The sequence below is a fragment of the Methylobacterium sp. 13MFTsu3.1M2 genome (genome assembly GCF_900112625.1).
Classification (GTDB): Bacteria; Pseudomonadota; Alphaproteobacteria; order Rhizobiales; family Beijerinckiaceae; genus Methylobacterium.
On sequence record NZ_FOMM01000012.1, the window covers coordinates 83,754 to 101,799 of the forward strand.

General features: G+C 72.3%; 20 protein-coding genes. 9 read left to right on the forward strand and 11 right to left on the reverse strand.

Annotated features, from left to right (window positions below; translation table 11 throughout):
• Positions 1-109: 109 nt before the first annotated feature.
• The 5 genes from dapB (at position 110) to BM314_RS13145 (ending at position 4,627) form a co-directional block, all read left to right on the forward strand.
• Entirely contained in the window at positions 110-907 is a 798-nt protein-coding gene (gene dapB, locus BM314_RS13125) for a 4-hydroxy-tetrahydrodipicolinate reductase (RefSeq protein WP_056521879.1), read from the forward strand.
• A 17-nt stretch (positions 908-924) separates the two neighbouring features.
• Positions 925-1,563, forward strand: a complete 639-nt coding sequence (locus BM314_RS13130) for a 2,3-bisphosphoglycerate-dependent phosphoglycerate mutase (RefSeq protein WP_091978481.1) — start codon at positions 925-927, stop codon at positions 1,561-1,563.
• Positions 1,564-2,211 carry an alpha-ketoglutarate-dependent dioxygenase AlkB gene (locus BM314_RS13135; RefSeq protein WP_091978393.1) on the forward strand — a complete coding sequence of 216 codons (648 nt, stop codon included), beginning with the start codon at positions 1,564-1,566 and terminating at the stop codon, positions 2,209-2,211.
• A 13-nt stretch (positions 2,212-2,224) separates the two neighbouring features.
• Positions 2,225-3,583, forward strand: coding sequence for a DUF817 family protein (locus tag BM314_RS31360; RefSeq protein ID WP_091978394.1), 1,359 nt, complete (start codon positions 2,225-2,227; stop codon positions 3,581-3,583).
• A gap of 75 nt (positions 3,584-3,658) precedes the next feature.
• Positions 3,659-4,627: a hypothetical protein gene (locus BM314_RS13145; protein ID WP_020091491.1), complete on the forward strand. Its 969-nt coding sequence runs from the start codon at positions 3,659-3,661 to the stop codon at positions 4,625-4,627.
• A 4-nt stretch (positions 4,628-4,631) separates the two neighbouring features.
• Here BM314_RS13145 and BM314_RS13150 read toward each other — a convergent pair whose 3' ends face one another.
• The 3 genes from BM314_RS13150 to BM314_RS13160 all read right to left on the reverse strand — a co-directional run bounded on the left by BM314_RS13150 (position 4,632) and on the right by BM314_RS13160 (position 7,771).
• Entirely contained in the window at positions 4,632-6,251 is a 1,620-nt protein-coding gene (locus BM314_RS13150) for a gamma-glutamyltransferase family protein (RefSeq protein WP_091978395.1), read from the reverse strand.
• A 157-nt stretch (positions 6,252-6,408) separates the two neighbouring features.
• Positions 6,409-6,831 (reverse strand): hypothetical protein, encoded by a 423-nt coding sequence (locus BM314_RS13155; protein ID WP_020091493.1) that lies wholly within the window; start codon positions 6,829-6,831, stop codon positions 6,409-6,411.
• A 136-nt stretch (positions 6,832-6,967) separates the two neighbouring features.
• A complete protein-coding gene (locus BM314_RS13160) occupies positions 6,968-7,771 on the reverse strand; it encodes a hypothetical protein (RefSeq protein WP_091978396.1) in 804 nt (267 codons plus the stop codon).
• A 361-nt stretch (positions 7,772-8,132) separates the two neighbouring features.
• On the opposite strand from BM314_RS13160, the gene BM314_RS13165 reads away from it, so the two are divergent.
• The gene (locus tag BM314_RS13165; protein WP_091978397.1) at positions 8,133-9,170 is read left to right on the forward strand and encodes an aspartate-semialdehyde dehydrogenase; all 1,038 of its coding nucleotides are present in this window, start codon (positions 8,133-8,135) and stop codon (positions 9,168-9,170) included.
• 359 nt (positions 9,171-9,529) lie between these two features.
• Here BM314_RS13165 and BM314_RS13175 read toward each other — a convergent pair whose 3' ends face one another.
• The 3 genes from BM314_RS13175 to BM314_RS13185 form a co-directional block, all read right to left on the reverse strand.
• Complete coding sequence (locus BM314_RS13175) at positions 9,530-9,808, reverse strand: DUF2312 domain-containing protein (RefSeq protein ID WP_026604676.1); 279 nt, start codon at positions 9,806-9,808, stop codon at positions 9,530-9,532.
• A 116-nt stretch (positions 9,809-9,924) separates the two neighbouring features.
• Complete coding sequence (locus BM314_RS13180) at positions 9,925-10,233, reverse strand: DUF1244 domain-containing protein (RefSeq protein WP_091677964.1); 309 nt, start codon at positions 10,231-10,233, stop codon at positions 9,925-9,927.
• Positions 10,234-10,295: 62 nt separating this feature from the next.
• Complete coding sequence (locus tag BM314_RS13185) at positions 10,296-11,060, reverse strand: N-formylglutamate amidohydrolase (RefSeq protein ID WP_091978399.1); 765 nt, start codon at positions 11,058-11,060, stop codon at positions 10,296-10,298.
• Positions 11,061-11,250: 190 nt separating this feature from the next.
• On the opposite strand from BM314_RS13185, the gene BM314_RS13190 reads away from it, so the two are divergent.
• The 3 genes from BM314_RS13190 (at position 11,251) to pyk (ending at position 14,594) form a co-directional block, all read left to right on the forward strand.
• Entirely contained in the window at positions 11,251-12,570 is a 1,320-nt protein-coding gene (locus tag BM314_RS13190) for a glycerate kinase type-2 family protein (protein WP_091978400.1), read from the forward strand.
• On the forward strand, positions 12,536-13,018 hold the full coding sequence (locus BM314_RS13195) for a DUF1036 domain-containing protein (RefSeq protein ID WP_170868104.1): 483 nt from the start codon (positions 12,536-12,538) through the stop codon (positions 13,016-13,018). The genes BM314_RS13190 and BM314_RS13195 overlap by 35 nt, the downstream gene beginning before the upstream one ends.
• A 139-nt stretch (positions 13,019-13,157) precedes the next feature.
• Positions 13,158-14,594 carry a pyruvate kinase gene (gene pyk / locus BM314_RS13200; protein ID WP_056521857.1) on the forward strand — a complete coding sequence of 479 codons (1,437 nt, stop codon included), beginning with the start codon at positions 13,158-13,160 and terminating at the stop codon, positions 14,592-14,594.
• 36 nt (positions 14,595-14,630) lie between these two features.
• Here the strand turns inward: pyk and BM314_RS13205 are convergent, their stop codons facing one another.
• The 5 genes from BM314_RS13205 to BM314_RS13225 form a co-directional block, all read right to left on the reverse strand.
• Positions 14,631-15,647, reverse strand: a complete 1,017-nt coding sequence (locus BM314_RS13205; protein ID WP_091978401.1) for an alpha/beta fold hydrolase — start codon at positions 15,645-15,647, stop codon at positions 14,631-14,633.
• On the reverse strand, positions 15,644-16,255 hold the full coding sequence (locus BM314_RS13210) for a tetratricopeptide repeat protein (RefSeq protein ID WP_091978402.1): 612 nt from the start codon (positions 16,253-16,255) through the stop codon (positions 15,644-15,646). The genes BM314_RS13205 and BM314_RS13210 overlap by 4 nt, the downstream gene beginning before the upstream one ends.
• A gap of 138 nt (positions 16,256-16,393) precedes the next feature.
• Positions 16,394-16,519, reverse strand: a complete 126-nt coding sequence (ykgO, locus tag BM314_RS13215; RefSeq protein WP_003601867.1) for a type B 50S ribosomal protein L36 — start codon at positions 16,517-16,519, stop codon at positions 16,394-16,396.
• Between the two features lie 176 nt (positions 16,520-16,695).
• On the reverse strand, positions 16,696-17,274 hold the full coding sequence (locus BM314_RS13220) for a PAS domain-containing protein (protein ID WP_244539930.1): 579 nt from the start codon (positions 17,272-17,274) through the stop codon (positions 16,696-16,698).
• Between the two features lie 175 nt (positions 17,275-17,449).
• Complete coding sequence (locus BM314_RS13225; RefSeq protein ID WP_091978404.1) at positions 17,450-18,022, reverse strand: YbhB/YbcL family Raf kinase inhibitor-like protein; 573 nt, start codon at positions 18,020-18,022, stop codon at positions 17,450-17,452.
• Positions 18,023-18,046 lie beyond the last annotated feature (24 nt).

Below are 18,046 nucleotides of genomic sequence, written 5' to 3' on the forward strand. Positions count from 1 at the left end.
GCTCCCGCCGCCCGCGCGGCGGAGCGGGGACCCGGACAGCGATGCGGGCAGGGGTGGGGCCGGCGCGGCCGCGTTCCTGCCCGCCTGAGACGGCAAGCTGGGGAACGGGATGCGGCTCGTGGTGGTCGGCGCCGACGGGCGCATGGGGCGGATGCTGATCCGCGCGGTGGCGCAGGCCGAGGGCTGCACGCTCTCAGCGGCGATCGAGCGCGACGGCTCGCCGGCGCTCGGCCAGGACGCCGGCGTCCTCGCCGGGCTGCCACCCCTCGACGTTCCCGTCACCGACGACGCCCTCACGGCCTTCGCGGGCGCCGACGGCGTCCTCGACTTCACCGCGCCGGCCGCCACGGTCGCCTTCGCCGAGCTCGCCGCCCAGGCGCGCATCGTCCACGTCGTCGGCACGACCGGCCTCTCGGAGGACGATTTCGCCAAGCTGAAGGCGGCTTCGTACCACGCCCGCATCGTGCAGTCGGGCAACATGTCGCTCGGCATCAACCTGATGGCCGCGCTGGTCCGGCGAGTCGCCAAGGCCCTCGGCGACGAGTTCGACATCGAGATCGCCGAGATGCACCACCGCATGAAGGTGGACGCCCCCTCCGGGACCGCGCTGATGCTCGGCGAGGCCGCCGCGGAGGGCCGCGGCGTCGACCTGAAGGCCGTCCGGGTCTCGACCCGGGACGGGCATACCGGCGCCCGCCGGCCCGGCGATATCGGCTTCGCCACCCTGCGGGGCGGCAGCGTCGTCGGCGACCACAGCGTGATCTTCGCCGGCACCGGCGAGAGCCTGACGATCAGCCACCACGCGGCCGACCGGGGCCTGTTCGCCACGGGCGCCGTCAAGGCCGCGCTCTGGGCGCATCCCAAGCCGCCGGGGCTCTACACCATGACCGACGTGCTCGGCCTGTGACCGGCGGCGCGACGGCGATGGAGCGGCTCCTCGTCCTCGTCCGGCACGGCCAGAGCGAGTGGAACCTGCAGAACCTGTTCACCGGCTGGCGCGACCCGGACCTCACCGAGCGCGGCGTCGCCGAGGCTCAGGCCGCCGGCCGCGGCCTCAAGCGGGACGGCTACGGGTTCGACGTGGCCTTCACCTCCGAGCTGGTCCGCGCGCAGCGGACCTGCGCGCTGATCCTCGAGGAGATGGGCCTCTCCGAGATCCCGGTCCTGCGCGCGCGCGCCCTCAACGAGCGCGATTACGGCGACCTCTCCGGCCTCAATAAGAACGAGGCCCGCGCCCGCTGGGGCGACGCGCAGGTCCACGCCTGGCGCCGGGGCTACGACGTGCGGCCGCCCGGCGGCGAGAGCCTGAAGGACACGGCCGCGCGGGTTCTGCCCTGCTACGTCGCGACGATCCTGCCGCGCGTGATGGCCGGCCAGCGGGTCCTCGTGGCGGCCCACGGGAACTCGCTCCGCGCCCTGGTGATGGTCCTCGACGGACTGACCGAGGCGCAGGTGCCCGATCTCCAGATCCGGACCGGCGTGCCGCTGGTCTACCGCCTGAAAGCCGACACCACGGTAGCCTCCAAGACCGTGCTGGAGCAGGTCGTCGACGCGGACCGCTGAGTGGCGTCGGAACTCGCACCGGGCCTGATCCACCATCCGGGCTTCCTCGACGCGGCGGCCCGCGCGCGGCTCGCCGCGGAGATCGCCGCGGTTCTCGCCGAGGCGCCGCCCGTGACGCCGCGCATGCCCCGCACCGGCAAGCCGTTCTCGGTGCGGATGTCGAATGCCGGACCCCTCGGCTGGGTCTCCGACGTCGCGGGCTACCGCTACCAGCCGCACCATCCCGAGACCGGTCGACCCTGGCCGGCCCTGCCGCCGACCGCCCGCGCGGCCTGGGAGACGCTCGCGGCCTATCCGGCCCCGCCGGAAGCCTGCCTCATCAACATCTACGCGCCGGGGACCCGCATGGGCCTCCACCAGGACCGCGACGAGGCGGATCTCGCCGCGCCGGTCGTGTCGCTGTCCCTCGGCGCGGCGGCCCTGTTCCGCTACGGCGGCCCGAGCCGGTCCAGCACGACCCGCTCGGTCCGGCTGCAGGCCGGCGACGCACTGGTGATGGGTGGCGCCGCGCGGCTCGTCTTCCACGGCATCGACCGGCTCTACCCGGACGGCGACCTGCTGGAAGCGGCGGACGGGCCCGGGTTCCTGCCGCCGGGCGGCCGCTGCAATCTCACCCTGCGACGCGTCACGGTGCCGGCCACGCCATGACGCGCGACACGCCATGACGCGCGAGCGGGACCTAGAGCCGGGACCGACCGCGATGCCGCCGGCGATCCCCGGCGGGCGCGTCAGCGCGGCGGCACAGTGGCCGGCGCTCGCCGGCTTCGTCGCGGCCGAGGCCCGCCTCCAGGAGGCGGTCCTGGCGCGCGGGCGCGTCACGGCCGGGCTCTACGAGTTCGTCCGGTTCGGGCTCAAGCAGGGCTGGGCCTGCCTGTTCGGCGGCCTGCTCCTGGCGCTCATGCTCGGCACGCGCCTCGTCTGGCCGGCCCACGCGCCCGTCGCCCGGTACGACGCGCTGTTCCTCGCCGCCCTCGTGCTCCAGGTCGCGATGCTGCGGCTGCGGATGGAGACGTGGTCGGAGGCCCGGGTGATCCTGGTCTTCCACGTCATCGGCACGGCCATGGAGATCCACAAGACCGCGATCGGCAGCTGGGTCTACCCGGAGGCGAACCTGTTCCGGCTCGGCGGCGTCCCGCTGTTCACGGGCTTCATGTACGCGGCGGTCGGCAGCTACCTCGCCCGCGTCTGGCGCCTGTTCGATTTCCGGTTCACGCGGCACCCGAGCCTGCGCCTGCTCGCGGTCCTGTCGGTGGCGATCTACGTCAATTTCCTCATCGATCATCGCGGCATCGACCTGCGTTTCGGACTCATCGCGGTCGCGGTCGCGGCCTTCGCCCCCGCGACCGTGTACTTCAAGGTCTGGCGGGAGCACCGCACCATGCCGCTCCTGCTGGGCCTGCTGCTCGTCGCGCTGTTCATCTGGTTCGCCGAGAATCTCGGCACGCTGTCCGGCACGTGGCTCTACCCGAACCAGCGGCAGCACTGGTCCATCGTCCCGGTGGCCAAGCTCTCGTCCTGGTTTCTGCTGATGATCGTGTCCTACACGCTGGTCGCGCGGGTGAACGGCATCGCGACCTGGCCGGCCGTGCCGGCCGCGCCCGCGCGTCGGGAGCTGCCGATGGCCCGCGCGACCCATCTCGGCCTCGCGGCCGCGGTGATCGCCCTCGGCCTGCTGCTGCGCGTGCCGCACTGGGGCCTGCCGCTCGCGATCCACCATTACGGCGGCGGGATCCTGTGGGGGGCGATGCTGTTCCTTCTGGTCGCCGCCCTGCGACCCGGCAGCTGGGGCCTGCGTGCCTGCCTGATCGCCGCCTTCGGGGCCGCCGCGCTCATCGAGAGCAGCCGGCTCGTCCACACGCCGGCCCTCGACGCCTTCCGGACGACCCTGCCGGGTCAGCTCCTCCTCGGCTCCATCTTCTCGCCGTGGAATCTCCTCGCCTACGGCGTCGGGATCGGCGCCGCCGCCGCGCTCGCGCTTTCCCTTCATCGTGAACGCAGGCGCGCCGCGTTGCCGGCTTGACAGAACAGGTCGCCCGGCAGACCCATCGGGTGCGGACTAACCCAAAGTTGGGTCCACCAGGAGAACCGGTTTTCGATGCGGATGCGCAACCTGACGCTGCGTCTCGGACGGGTTCTGTGCGCAGCCGCGCTGGCGGCCAGCCTCGGCTCGGCCGCCCGGGCCGGCGATCCCGTCTATCCCGCGGGCTCGCGCTTCGGCTTCGACCCGCCCGCCGACATGTCGCTGTCGCGGCGCTTCTCGGGCTTCGAGCGGAAAGAGGGTGGCGCGACCGTGTCGGTCGTCGAATTGCCCGCGAACGCCTTCGCGGAACTCGTCAGCGGCTTCACCGACGCCAACCTGCTCAGCCAGGGCTTCGCGGTCGAGAAGCGCGAGGAGGTCAAGATCGGCGACAACGAGGGCATGCTCTACACCGGTGAGCAGCCCGCCGATCCCGGCTCGTCCGCGCCGGCGATCCGGAAGTGGATCCTCGTCGTCGGAACGCCGACCGTGACCGGGCTGATCATCGCCCAGGCGCTGCCCGACGCCGAGACCGAGGCCTCGATGCGCAAGATGGTGACCGGCGTCACCCTCCGGCCGGCCCTGTCGCTGACCCAGCAGGTCGACGCGCTGCCCTTCCGCATCGCCGACATGGCGGGCTTCCGGCCGGTGCGGGTGATGGCCGGCAACTCGGTCCTCCTCACCAGCGGCCCGAAGGACCAGATGCAGAATCTGGAACAGCCGATCCTCGTCCTCGCGCAGGCCGTGCAGCAGCCGCCCGGGGCCGAGCAGCGGGACGGCTTCGCCCGCGCCGCCCTGGCGTCCAATCAGACCCTCAAGGACTTCGTCATCGAGCGGGCGCAGAGCTACCGCTCGAACGGCGTCGACTGGCACGAGATCGTGGCCCGCGCCCTCGATCAGCCGACCAATCAGCCGGTCGTGGTCATGCAGACCATCCGGTTCGCACCGGACGGCTACGTCCGCGCCCTCGGCGTCGTGCGGCAGGATCAGCGCGACGGCGTCCTCGCCAAGTTCCGCCAGGTGGTGGACAGCGTTCAGGTCAAGTAGCGCGTCACCAGACGACGGCCTGCCCGTCGCGGCGCGGGTCGCTCGCGGCCACGTAGCCCTCGACGGCGGGATCGCCCATCCGCCAGATGAACTGGCCGGCGCCGAAATCCTGGTAGCTGTCCTCGATCACCTCGAGTTCGTGGCCGAGGGCCTTCAGGCGCTCCAGGGTCGCGCGCGGCATCGCCGCCTCGACGTTGATGTCCAGGCCCTCGTTCACCCGCCACCGCGGCGCGTCGCAGGCCGCCTGCGGGTTCTGGCCGTGGTCGATCATCCGCACCAGCGTCTGGACGTGCCCCTGCGGCTGCATGTTGCCGCCCATCACGCCGAAGCTCATCACCGGGGCTCCGTCCTTCGTGAGGAAGCCCGGGATGATGGTGTGGAACGGGCGCTTGCCGGGCGCCACCACGTTGGGGCTCTCCGGATCGAGCACGAAGCCGTAGCCGCGATTCTGCAGGGAGATGCCCCAGCCCGGGACGACCACGCCGGAGCCGAAGCCCATGAAGTTCGACTGGATGAAGCTCACCATCATGCCGGACTCGTCGGCCGCGGTGAGGTAGATCGTGCCGCCCGCGGGCGGCTTGCCCGGCCCGAAGACCTGGGCGCGGTTCCGGTCGATCAGCTTGGCGCGCTCCGCGAGGTAGGCGGGGTCGAGCATGGCCTCCGGCGTCACCTCCATCCCGCGGGGGTCGGCGACGTACCGGTAGGTGTCGCTGAAGGCGAGCTTCATCGCCTCGATCTGCAGGTGCTGCGACTCCGGCCCATCGACCGGCAGGCCGCCGAGGTCGAACTGCTCGAGGAGGCCCAGCGCGATCTGCGCCGCGATACCCTGGCCGTTCGGCGGGATCTCGTGCAGCGTGTAGCCGTGATAGTCCTTCGCGGTCGGCGTGACCCATTCGGGGCGGAACGCCGCGAGGTCGGCGGCGGTCATCGCGCCGCCGTTGGCCCGCGCGTGCGCGGCGATCGCCTCGGCGATCTCGCCCCGGTAGAAGGCCTCGCCCTTGGTCTCGCCGATCAGTCGAAGGGTCTTCTCGGCGCCCGGGAAGGTCACCAGCTCGCCGACATCCGGCGCCCGGCCCCGCGGCAGGAAGAACTCAGAGAAGCCCGGCTGGCGGGTGATCGCCTCGATCCGGGCCGCGGCCGCCCATTTCTGCTGGACCACCACCGGCGCGAGGTAGCCCCGCTCGGCGATGCGGATCGCGGGCTGCATCAGGTCGGCGAAGGGGAGGCGGCCGAAGCGCTCGCTCAGCGCCGCCCAGGCGGCGACCGCGCCTGGCACGGTGACCGAGTCCCAGCCGCGCATCGGCGGCCGCTCGCCGGCGCCGTACTTCTTCAGGAAGTAGTCCCGGCTCCAGGCGGCCGGCGCCCCGCCGGAAGCGTTGAGGCCGTGCAGCGCCTTCCCGTCCCACAGGATGCAGAAGGCGTCGGAGCCGAGACCGTTGCTGCACGGCTCGGTGACGGTCTTGGCGGCCGCCGTGGCGATCGCGGCGTCGACCGCGTTGCCGCCGGCCTGGAGCATCTGGATGCCGGCCTGCGCCGCCAGCGCGTGCGAGGTCGCCACGCAGTTGCGCCCGAACATCGGCATCCGCAACGACGGATACCCGGTCACCCAGTCGAACGGCTTCATCGCTCAGTTCCCGGTCTCGGCAGCCCACGCGCTCCCGCGGCACTTGGCATACAGGATATCGGGCCCCGGTGAAGGCGTGGCCGGGCATGCCCGCCAACGAAAAACGCGGGCCCGAGGACCCGCGCTTCGTAAACGTGATGCTGCCTTGTCGGGCCGCTCAGTAGGGGCGGCCGTAGAGCGGCGAGGTCGGGTCCAGCCGGTCGACGAAGGAGAGGTCGACGTTGCGGATCGCCGAGGAGCGGGCGCCGATGAACGGCCCGTTGGTGATCGGATCCGGCAGGATGCCGCGGCCGAAGCGGTCCGTCGGGCCGTAGGGCGGGGTCAGCTGGTTGGACGCCGCGATCAGGTAGGGGTTCAGGGCCGGGTTGCGCGAGCCGCCGGCGCCCGGAACGTTCGAGGTCAGCGGCACATTGCCGGCATCGAGCCAGCTGCGCGGGCGCACGCGGATCGGGAGCGGCCGGCTGACCCGGTAGATCGGGCCGGGGACGTAGCCATCCTGAGCCTGGGCGGGCGCGGAGGCCAGAGCGCCGAGGCCGGTGGCGGCGACGACGCCGAGAAGGGCGATCTTGAGCGAGCGCATGGCCAACCTTGTCCTTGAGTGCCATCAGTATGGCGACCGAAGCTTAACAGTTCGCCGCCTTTGACGATAAGACGCTTGGGCGAGGCTGTTGTTCCGCCCTTATGGCTGAGCTTGTGCGTTTTGCCACACTCCGGCCTCATTTTTTATTTTGCGGCCGCCGGATTAACGATCCGACCCTCCCGGGAGGCTCTGTCGCGGCCGATGCCGGGCACGCGCCCGCCGGATCGGGCGCGACCGAGAAGGCCGCCGTCGTGGCGGCATCGGCGAGGTCGACGAGGCTCAGCGCGTCGAGCATGCAGCCGAGGGCCTGCGGCTCTGGCGGGCGCGCGAGGGGCGCGCAGAGCCATCCGTCGAGCTGGAAAGCCGTGTCGCGCGTGACGAAGCCGGTGCAGGTCCGCTGCGCGGGGCCCGCGAAGGTCACCTCCAGGGTCTCGACCGCACCGAACTTCGTGCGGATCTGATCGCGGGCGCCGGTCCGGGCCACCGCCAGGGCCGGCCGGTCGAGGGCCGGACCGTTCGCGGCGCGCCGGGCCATGAGCACGAAGAGCGTCGGCGGTGCGCCCGAGCGGGGCCCGCGGGTGAGCTGGACGCGCAGGGCCGGCGCCTCGATCGCCGCGACGTCGCCCCGGATGAGGGTGTCCTCGCGCAGCCCGGTCCGCGGATCGACGCGGGCGGACACGCGCACCGGATCGAGCCCGGGTTCCGCGAGCCCGAACTGGGCGACCGAGGCCGCGGGCGGTGCCGGCGAGGCCTGAACCGACGGGACGAAGGCGGTCTCCGCGGCCGGCGGCGGCGCGGGCGCGGAGGTCGAGGTCTCGCCGGGCCAGCGGGGGAGGGCCCACAGGACGGCAATCGCCGCCGCGGCGAGGGCAATGCGCAGGCCGAGAGATCCCGGGGAGACCGGGGCGTACGGCGCGCGCGCGGCCCGGCCGCCCGGCACGCCGAGCCCGATCCGATCGACGAGGGGCGCTGTTCCGGTCAGGGGCGTGCTCCGTGGCGGCGGGAGGCCGCGGGGTGGACGCCAGCGTCGCGCCGAAGGATTGAATTCCCTCTGCCGGCCCGAGGCCGTCACCGGGTTTCCGGAGGCAGGGTGAATCGAGTGTTGCGCCGTCGGCGGCCTTGACAGCGCGCGCCCTTGCGCGCCTTGCTCGACCCGGCCGTCGCCCCCACCTCCGCGGAGGACGGGGTCTGCGGCCGCGCTCGTTTGGCGGGCGCGTCCGGCACGAACGATCCTTCGGCCGATTGTACTGGCACAGGCGCGGCACCCGGATCGGTCGGGGTTTTCCGCGCGGAGACGAGAGATGGGTTACAAGGTCGCCGTCGTCGGCGCCACGGGCAACGTGGGCCGCGAGATGCTCGATATCCTGGCCGAGCGGGCTTTCCCCGCCGACGAGGTCGTGGCGCTGGCCTCGCGCCGCAGCCAGGGTCAGGAAGTCTCCTACGGCGACAAGACGCTCAAGGTCAAAACGCTGGACACGTACGACTTCTCCGACACCGACATCTGCCTGATGTCGGCCGGCGGCGAGGCGTCGAAGGAGTGGTCGCCCCGCATCGGCCAGCAGGGCTGCGTGGTCATCGATAACTCGTCGGCGTTCCGCTACGACGCCGACGTGCCGCTGATCGTGCCCGAGGTGAACGCCGACGCGGTGGTGGGCTTCACCAAGCGCAACATCATCGCCAACCCGAACTGCTCGACCGCGCAGCTGGTCGTCGCCCTGAAGCCCCTCCACGAGGCGGCCACGATCAAGCGCGTCGTCGTGTCGACCTACCAGTCGGTCTCCGGCGCCGGCAAGGAGGCGATGGACGAGCTGTTCAATCAGACCCGCGCCGTGTTCACCGCCGGCGAGATCAAGCAGGGCGGCAAGTTCACGAAGCGCATCGCCTTCAACGTCATCCCCCACATCGACGTGTTCATGGAGGATGGCTACACGAAGGAAGAGTGGAAGATGGTCGCCGAGACCAAGAAGATGCTCGACCCGAAGATCAAGCTGACGGCGACCGCCGTCCGCGTGCCGGTCTTCATCGGTCACGCGGAATCGGTGAACGTCGAGTTCGAGCAGCCGCTCACGGCCGAGAAGGCGACCGAGATCCTGCGCGCCGCCCCCGGCGTGCTGGTGATCGATAAGCGCGAGAACGGCGGCTACATGACCCCCCACGAGGCGGCCGGCGAGGACGCGACCTACATCTCGCGCATCCGCGAGGACGCGACGGTGGAGAACGGCCTGAACTTCTGGTGCGTCTCGGACAACCTGCGCAAGGGCGCGGCCCTCAACGCGATCCAGATCGCCGAGGTGCTGGTCAATCGCAAGCTGCTGAACCGCGCCGAGCGCGCCGCCTGAGACTGTTTCCTCTCCCGCTGGGGGAGGGGGCTCTGTCCGGCGGATCCTCGGGACACGGTCCCGAGGATCCGTCACGCGTCCGTCACGGCTCGGGATCGTGACGCGGATCGGTCGCGCGGAGCTTCCGTCCGCGACGTGTCCGCACTGCGTGCTCGGTCCGGCTCCTCATCGCCGAGAGGCTTCGCGGCAGCCCCTTGAGCGCCGCGACCATCCCGGCCATCGACGGCCCGAAGCGGGCCGGGGGGCGGTTCACCGACGCCCGATCGCTGTTACCGACCGTCGCCTCGTCGAACACCGCTGTGCGGCTCCGTCGGATGCGGCAGGCGCGGACCGGGCGGACTTCTCGCCGCCCGTTCCGGCTACGCCATGCCGAGTGCCTGCATGTAGAGCTCGAGGATCGCCTCCTGCTCCTGGCGCTCGCTGTGGTCCTGCTTGCGGATGCGCAGGATCGTCCGGACGGCCTTCGCGTCGAAGCCCCGGCCCTTCAGCTCGGCGAACACCTCCTTGATGTCGCCCATGATGCCGGCCTTCTCCTCCTCGAGGCGCTCCAGGCGCTCGATGAACTGCTTCAGCTCGTCGGCGGCCACACCCTCGGCCGACGAGACGTCGCCGCCGGGCCGCTGCGCGGCGGTGGGCATCGAATGGGCGTTCATGGGGCTCTCCCGAATGCACGGCGCGGTTGCGCCCTGGACCCGTGGTTAACGGGCCCGCCTTACCGGAAGCTTAGCCGATTCGCCGCCGTCCGGCCGCCGCATCAATGGTCCTTGGCCTGCGCGGCCGAGAAGCCCGCCTGCTGCTCCGCACTCGCCTCCGTCTGGAAGCGCGCCTTCCACTCGGCGTAGGGCATCCCGTAGACCGCCTCGCGGCTCGCGTCCTTGGTCAGTGCGACGCCCGTCTCGTCGGCGGCGTCCTTCAGCCAGTTCGACAGGCAGTTCCGGCAGAAGCCCGCCAGGTTCATCAGGTCGATGTTCTGCACATCCGTCCGGTTGCGCAGATGCGCGACGAGGCGGCGGAAGACCGCGGCCTCGAGTTCCGTCTGGGTCCTCGGATCGATCTCACTCATCGGTCGCAACTCTCTTCGGGTCGGGCGGGCCACACCCGATTTCGGGGTCGGCCCGGCGGAGATCAAGCCGCGAGCAGCGGGCGCAGCACGCGGGCGAAGCGCGCCGCCCACTCCGCCTGGCCGTCCGCGCCGGCGATCAGGTCCTGGCGGATCTCCACCAGGGCGTTCGCGAGGCCCCGCGCCGTGGCGTGGCGGTCGATCGTGTCGCCCGGCAGGCCGCCGCCGTAGGGCGCGTTGTCGCCGACGGTGAGCCCGGCCGGATCGGACTCCAGCGCGCGGATCAGCGGGCGGGCGAAGCGGTCGTCCCGGTCGTACAGGATCCCGACCTGCCAGGGCCGCGCGATTCCGCGCCAGTAGGGCGTGAAGCTGTGCATGGTCAGGAGCACGGGCGGCCGGCCCGCAGCCTGCGCGGCGGCGATCGCGTCGTCGATGGCCGCGTCGAACGGCGCGTAGAACCGCGCGATCCGGGCCTGCTTCTCGGCCTCGTCGATCCGGGCATTGCCCGGCACGACGGCGCCGTCGGACAGGCGCATCACCAGGGTCGGATCGGCGCGCCCGCGATTCGGGTCGATGATGAGGCGGGAGAAGTTCGTCAGGATCGCCGGGGCGCCGAGCTGCGCCGCGAGGCTCCGCGTCACCGCCGCCGCGCCGATGTCGTAGGCGATGTGCCGGGCGTATTCCGACGCGGGCACGCCGAGCGCGATGTCCGGCGGCACGAAGTTCGAGGCGTGGTCGCAGGCGATGACGAGGCCGCAGGCGGGGTCGCCGGGGATGATCTCGCAGGGATGCGCGGGCGGGACGGCCGATTCTGTCTCCGGACGGGTCACGGGGCTCCGAGGTCTTCAGAGAGGTCTTCAGATCTGTGCGAGGGCACCGATGGCGCTTGCCGTCGCGCGGCCGCTCGGGCAGATCACCTATCAAGGATCGTGCGCTCACGGCAAGAAACGGGCCCGCCGCCCAGGGAAGAAACGGGCGGGGATCGCGCGACACAATGGAGAGAGGAGCCCGTTCGACGCCATGACCGACACCGTTCCGCCCGTCACCGACGCGGCCACCCGGGACCAGCGCGCGCTCCTCGATTCGATCCTCACGGCCGCGATCCGCGCCGCCCATCCGGATCTCTGCCTGCCGCCGCACCTGCCGGAGCCGAGCCCGGGCCGCCTGATCATCCTGGCCGCCGGCAAGGCCGCGGGCAGCATGAGCGCCGTGGCGAGCCGCTTCTACCGGCAGAAGCACGGGCTCGGTGACGACCGGATCGTCGGCCTCGCGGTGGCGCGGCACGGCTACGGGCAGGAAGCGCCGGGGATCCACATGGTCGAGGCGGGCCACCCGGTCCCCGATGAGGCCGGCATCTCGGCGACCCGCGAAGCGCTGCGGCTCGCCACCGAGGCCGGGCCCGACGACGAGGTCCTGGTGCTGCTCTCGGGCGGCGGCTCGGCCAACTGGATCGCCCCCGCCGGCGACCTCACGCTGATCGAGAAGCAGGCGATCACCCGGGCGATGCTCCGGTCCGGCGCGCCGATCGGCGAGATCAACACGGTGCGCAAGCACATCTCGCGGATCAAGGGCGGCCGCCTGGCCCTCGCGGCCCGCAATGCCCGGCGCGTCCTGACGCTGGCGATCTCCGACGTGCCCTTCGACGATCCGGCGGTGATCGCCTCCGGGCCGACCGTGCCCGATCCGTCGACCCTGGCCGATGCCCGGGCCATCTGCGAGAAGCGCGGCATCCCGCTGCCCGAGGAGGCGGTGCGCCTCCTGAACGACCCCAACAACGAGACGCCGAAGGCCGGCGATCCCGCCTTCGCCCGCGCCGAGTACCGCATCATCGCCCGGCCGATCGACGCCCTGAACGCCGCCGCCGAGGCGGCCCGCGCGGCCGGCTACGAGCCGATCCTCCTGGGCGCCGACCTGGAGGGCGAGGCCCGCGAGGTCGCGGCCGAGCACGCGGCCGAGGCCAAGCGCCACAAGGCGGCCGGCAAGCGCGTCGCGCTGATCTCCGGCGGCGAGCTCACCGTCACCATCCGCGGCGAGGGCCATGGCGGCCCGAACCAGGAATACGCCCTGGCGCTGGCGGTCGCGCTCGACGGCGAGCCCGGCATCTTCGGCATCAGCGCCGACACCGACGGGACCGACGGCGGGCGGGGCCTCGCCACCGACCCGGCGGGCGGCCTCGTCGACCCCACGACCCTCGAACGGGCCCGGGCCGCCGGCCTCGACCCGGCCGCGATGCTGGAGCAGAACGACTCCACCGCCTTCTTCGCGGCCCTCGGCGACCTCGTGAACCCCGGTCCGACCTGTACCAATGTCAACGACTGCCGCATCATCCTCGTCAATTAGCTCTCGCGTCTCGGCGGCTCAGCTCCTCCCGGCAGTCACGGTCCTCGGCCTCGCGCTCCTCGGCGCGAGCCCCGCCAAGGCGGACCTGCGCCTGTGCAACCAGACCGCCAGCAAGGTCGGGATCTCGCTGGGCTACCGCGATCCCCAGGGCTGGGTGACGGAGGGCTGGTGGGATCTCGCGCCGAAGGCCTGCGAGACGCTGCTCAAGGGCGCGCTGGCGGCGCGGTTCTACTACGTCTTCGCGGTCGACTACACGCGCGGCGGCGAGTGGAGCGGCCGTTCGCTGATGTGCACCCGCGATTCGGAGTTCACGATTCGCGGCATCGAGGATTGTCTCGCCCGCGGCTACGACCGCAACGGCTTCTTCGAAGTCGACACCGGCGAGCAGAAGAGCTGGACCATCCAGCTCACGGATCCGAACCGGCCGGACGCGCCGGCGAAACCGTAATGTGAAGGCGGCGGCCGAGACTGCGGTCTTGACGCTGTCCGGCCCGAGATGCTCACAGCCGATCTGCGCTCCCTGAGCCAGATCTTTCAACCGCCGGCGCTCGACGCCGCGCGGCAACGAGAACACGGAGGAAATACGCTTGAAACGGTCACGCCGCACGAAGATCGTCGCCACCCTCGGTCCGGCCTCCGATTCGCCGGAGATGATCGAGCGGCTGTTCCGCGCGGGCGTCGACGTATTCCGGCTCAACATGAGCCACCTGCCGCGCGAGAAGCTGCCCGAGAAGGTGGAGGCGATCCGCACCATCGAGCGCGAGGCCAAGCGGCCGATCGGCATCCTGGTCGACCTGCAGGGACCCAAGCTGCGGCTCGGCACCTTCGCGGAGGGTGCCGCGATGATCGAGGCCGGTGCCACCTTCGTGCTCGACGGCGACCCGACCCCCGGCGACGCCGCGCGCTGCCACCTGCCGCATCCGGAGATCCTCGAGGCGCTGGAGCCGGGCCACGCCATCCTGGTCGACGACGGCAAGCTGCGGCTGACCGTGCTCGAGACGGCGCACAACCGGGCCGTGACCCGCGTCGAGGTCGGCGGCCGGATCTCGAACCGGAAGGGCGTGTCCCTGCCGCACACCGTGATCCCGGTGCCGGCGATGACCGACAAGGACCGGGCCGACCTCGATGCCGGCCTGAACGCCGGCGCCGACTGGATCGCCGTCTCGTTCGTCCAGCGGCCCGAGGACGTGGCCGAGGTGAAGAAGGTCTGCGCCGGCCGCGCCCTCGTGATGGCCAAGATCGAGAAGCCGCAGGCGCTGGCGCGCCTCGACGAGATCATCGAGATCTCCGACGGGCTGATGGTTGCCCGCGGCGACCTCGGCGTGGAGATGCCCCTGGAGCAGGTGCCGGGCGTGCAGAAGCGCATCACCCGCGGCGCCCGGCGCTACGGCAAGCCGGTGGTCGTCGCCACCCAGATGCTCGAATCGATGATCACCGCGCCGGTGCCGACCCGGGCCGAGGTCTCCGACGTCGCCACGGCGGTCTACGAAGGGGCGGACGCCGTGATGCTCTCCGCGGAGAGCGCCTCGGGCGCCCACCCGATCGGGGCCGTGGAGACCATGAACCGCATCGCCGAGCAGGTGGAGCGGGACGCGATCTACTGGTCGATCATCCGGGCGCAGAGCGCGACCCCCGACGAGACGGCCGCCGACGCCATCGCGGCGGCGGCGCACCAGATGGTCGACGCGCTGAGCCTCGACGCGATCATGGCCTGGACCAATTCCGGCTCGACGGCCCTGCGCCTGTCGCGCGAGCGCCCGAACGCCACCGTGATCGCGCTGACGCCGCGGCGCGAGACCGCCCGCCGCCTCGCCCTGGCCTGGGGCACGCACCCGATCGTCACCAAGGACGCGAGCGACGTGGACGACATGTCGTTCCGCGCCGCCAAGTTCGCGGTGCGCGAGAAGTTCGCTGCCGTGGGGGACCGGGTGATCGTCGTGGCCGGCCTGCCGTTCGGCACGCCGGGCGCCACCAACCTCGTGCGGCTGACCTTCATCACCCGCGAGCACGCCGAGAAGGCGTGACCGCACCCGGATAGGAGAGCGGGACCGGCCGGCGCGTCAGTGCGCGACGGCCGGCTCCGGACCGGCCGCGCCCGTCGCGCCGGCCAGCCGGGCGACCTCCTCGGCGACTCGATCGGCGGCGACGTACTGGAGCATGTGGCCGATGCCCGGCAGCAGAACCAGCCGCGCGCCGGGGATCGCGCGGGCCAGCGGCACCGCCTGCGTGTCGGCGCGGACGATCGGGTCCGCCTCGCCGGAAATCACCAGGGTGGGCATGCGGATCGCGCCGTAGCGCGGGCTCTGCGCCGCGAGGGCGCGCGGCAGGCCGAGCAGGTCCTGGACGTTGGCGAGGAGCGTTCCGGGCCGCAGGACCAGGTCCGACCGCGCCAAGTCCGGGTAATCTTCCCGCGGCGGTTGCGGCTGGAAGACCCGGCGCGCCGCCTCGGGCAGGAAGTGTCGCGCGATGGGCGGCCCGACCGTCCGGCTGAGCAGCCACGCCACCGGCGGGGTCACGGCGAGCCGCCAGTACCAGGGCAGATCGGGCATCCGGTCCGGCATGGGCATCGCCACCGGCGCCGCGAGGGCGAGGGCCGAGACCCTGTCCGGGTGGCCCAGGGCGAGGGCCAGGGCGAGGGCGCCGGCCCAGGAATGGCCGAAGACGAGCGCCGGGCCGACACCCATCCGTTCCAGTGCCTCGGCGATCAGGGCGGCCTGCGCGGCCGGGGGCGCGGCGTCGCCGCCGCCGATCCGGTCGCTCCAGCCGAAGCCCGGCCGGTCGAACGCGATGACCCGGAAACCCCGCGCCGCGAGCCGGCGGCCGATCCCCTCCATCGGATCCGACGCGTTGGCCGAGGCGCCGTGCAGGAGCACGACGGGCGGCCCGTCGGCCGGTCCGTCCTGCAGGGTCGCGAGCCGGCCGCCGGTCACCGCCACGAACGGGCCGGCCGGCGGGTTGGCTGCGCCGACCCGCAGGGTGATGATTAGCGTCGCCAGCGCGCCGGCCGCGAGGACGAGCCCGGCGAGGGCGAGGGGCAGGGCCAGGAGGGTGAGGAGGACGGCGGTCACCCGGCTCACAGGTCGCGGCCGTCGACCTCCGGAGTGAGGCGGTTGATCGCCTCGCCGATCTTCTCCATCTGCGGGTAGAGCGCCCGCGCCCGCCGGAAGGCGGCGAGCGCCCGCGCCTTGTCGTCGAGCGATTCGTAGATCCGGCCCATCGCGGCCCAGGCCTCGAAGTGGCGCGGCTCCAGCACCAGGGCCCGCTGCAGGTCCGCCAGGGCGTCGTCCTTGTCGGACAGGAGCCAGAACACCGTCGCGCGCCGGTTCCAGCCCTCCGACCAGTTCGGCTCGAGGGCGGTGACGCGGTCCATCAGCTCGGCCGCCAGGGGGAAGTCGTGTGCGGTGACCGCCTGACGGGCGCGGTCGGTGAGGAGGTCGGCGGTCGGGCTGCCCGACCCGGCCATGCGCCGCTCGATCAGCCGGGCGATGCCCTTGGCCTCGGCCGGATCCTCGCTGGCGCGCAGGCGGGCGAACAGGTCGTCGAGGCTCGGCGGCTTGGGCGCCGGCTTCCCCTCGGGGGCGGCGCGGCCGGAACGCCCGGCCTCCGGGGCCGCCCGCGCCGCCGGGACGTCCAGGGCGAGGGCCGACAGGCAGACCAGGGCGGCGAGGAGGCGGGTCGGCGTCATGCGGCCAGACTGTGCGCCGGCCCGGGATCCGTCAACGTGCCGCGGTGCCGCGCGCATGCGGAAACGGCCGCGCCCCTTCGGGTACGGCCGTCCCAACGTCGATCGTCGTCCGACCCGGCCTGACCGGGCGGAGCGGCCTCAGCCCTGGCGGGCCTTGAAGCGCTTCTGGGTCTTGTTGATCACGTAGACCCGGCCCTTGCGGCGCACGAGCTGGTTGTCGCGGTGGCGGCCACGCAGGGACTTGAGGGAGTTGCGGATCTTCATGGGTCTCTCGAGCCCGGAGGGCCGTCCGTTGTGTAGGGTGTCGGGAACGTGGTCACGAGGCTGGACGCGGGGTCGCGTCCGGCGATCACGGCTCACGCATCGCGGGATGGCGCGGCCATATCAGGATTCGCCCCTGGAAGGCAAGGCGCGCCGGGCATCGAGCGGAGGGGGGCGGCTCAGTGAATCCTGTCGAGATCCGGCACCGCCGGTGCCAGCACGAGCTGCCGGCCGATCTCGTGCAGCAGCACGTCGAGCAGCGGCTTCAGGCGCTCGAACCCCAGCTGGGGCAGGCCGTCCTCGGCGGCGTTGTAGAGGGCCAGGGCCATCTCGGCGACCCGGTCGATGCCGCCGGCCGCCACGTCGGTGGCGCAGAAGGCGGATTCGTCGAGGAAGCCGTCGCGGCCGCACTCGGTCACGTCGATGACGATCCCGTGGGCCTCGCTGACGCCGCCCTGCGCGTCGAGGATGAAGCGGCCGCGCGCGAGGATCCACCGGACCTCGCCCGGCTCCGGGACGGTCCGGTACTGCGCGATGTACAGGCCGCCCTGCCGGCGGAGGTCATCGAGGGTCGACGCGATCCGACGCTGATCCTCCGGGTGGATGCGGTCCAGGAAGCTTCCGAAGGTCGTGCCGCTGCCGCTTTTCGTCCTGGGCAGGCCCAGCATCGTCGCGGCGACGGGGTCGCACCGCAGAACATCGTCGGCGATGTGCCAGGTCCAAGTCCCGACATCCGACACAGCGAGCGCGCGCGCCACACTGCTGCCGCCCCGCCGCTTCGTGCGCACGCCGACGCCCACAGGCTCGATCTCCAGCCATTTTCAGGCGGTCTGCCCAGACCGCTTCGTTGGTCGACACAATACTGAGATCACGAATGCGGCACAACGCGCGAGTTCTGCAGGGCTGAGCTGTATCGCACCGGTATCGGCCGGATCAGGGACGATGGTAAACGCCGGTCAATATCCCCTTCGCGAGGACCTGACCGCGCATAGCCTCGATCAGCGCGCCGCGGCCCGGCGCCTCGGCGAGGGCGAGGGGCTGCCGCAGCGCGTAGATCTGGAACAGGTACGGGTGAGGCCCGTGGCCGGTCGGCGGGTCCGGCGGCAGCCACTCCGCGCGCAGGAAGCTGTTCCGGCCCACGGCCTCCACGGTGCCCGCGTGGCCGGGCCCCGGCAGCGCGCCCTCCGGCAGGCCGGCGGGCTCCGGCGGGACCGACCAGGCGATGAGATGGACCAGCGGCCGGGGCGTCGGGCTGCCCGCATCCTCCACGAGGAGGACGAGGGCGGCGGTGCCCGCCGGCAGCCCGCTCCAGGCGAGGGGCGGCGACACGCCCGCGCCGTCGGCCGTGAAGCGCGCGGGCAGGTTCGCCCCGTCGGCGAAGGCCGGGCTCGACAGCGTCACGGTCTCTGGCACGTCGGGGAAGTCCGCGCGGGACGTCGTCTTCTCCAGGCCCGCCTTCAGCCCCGACAGCGCCTCGCCGAGCACACCGGGAATCTTCTCGAGCATCGCCGCCTCCTCCGCCGCGATGGC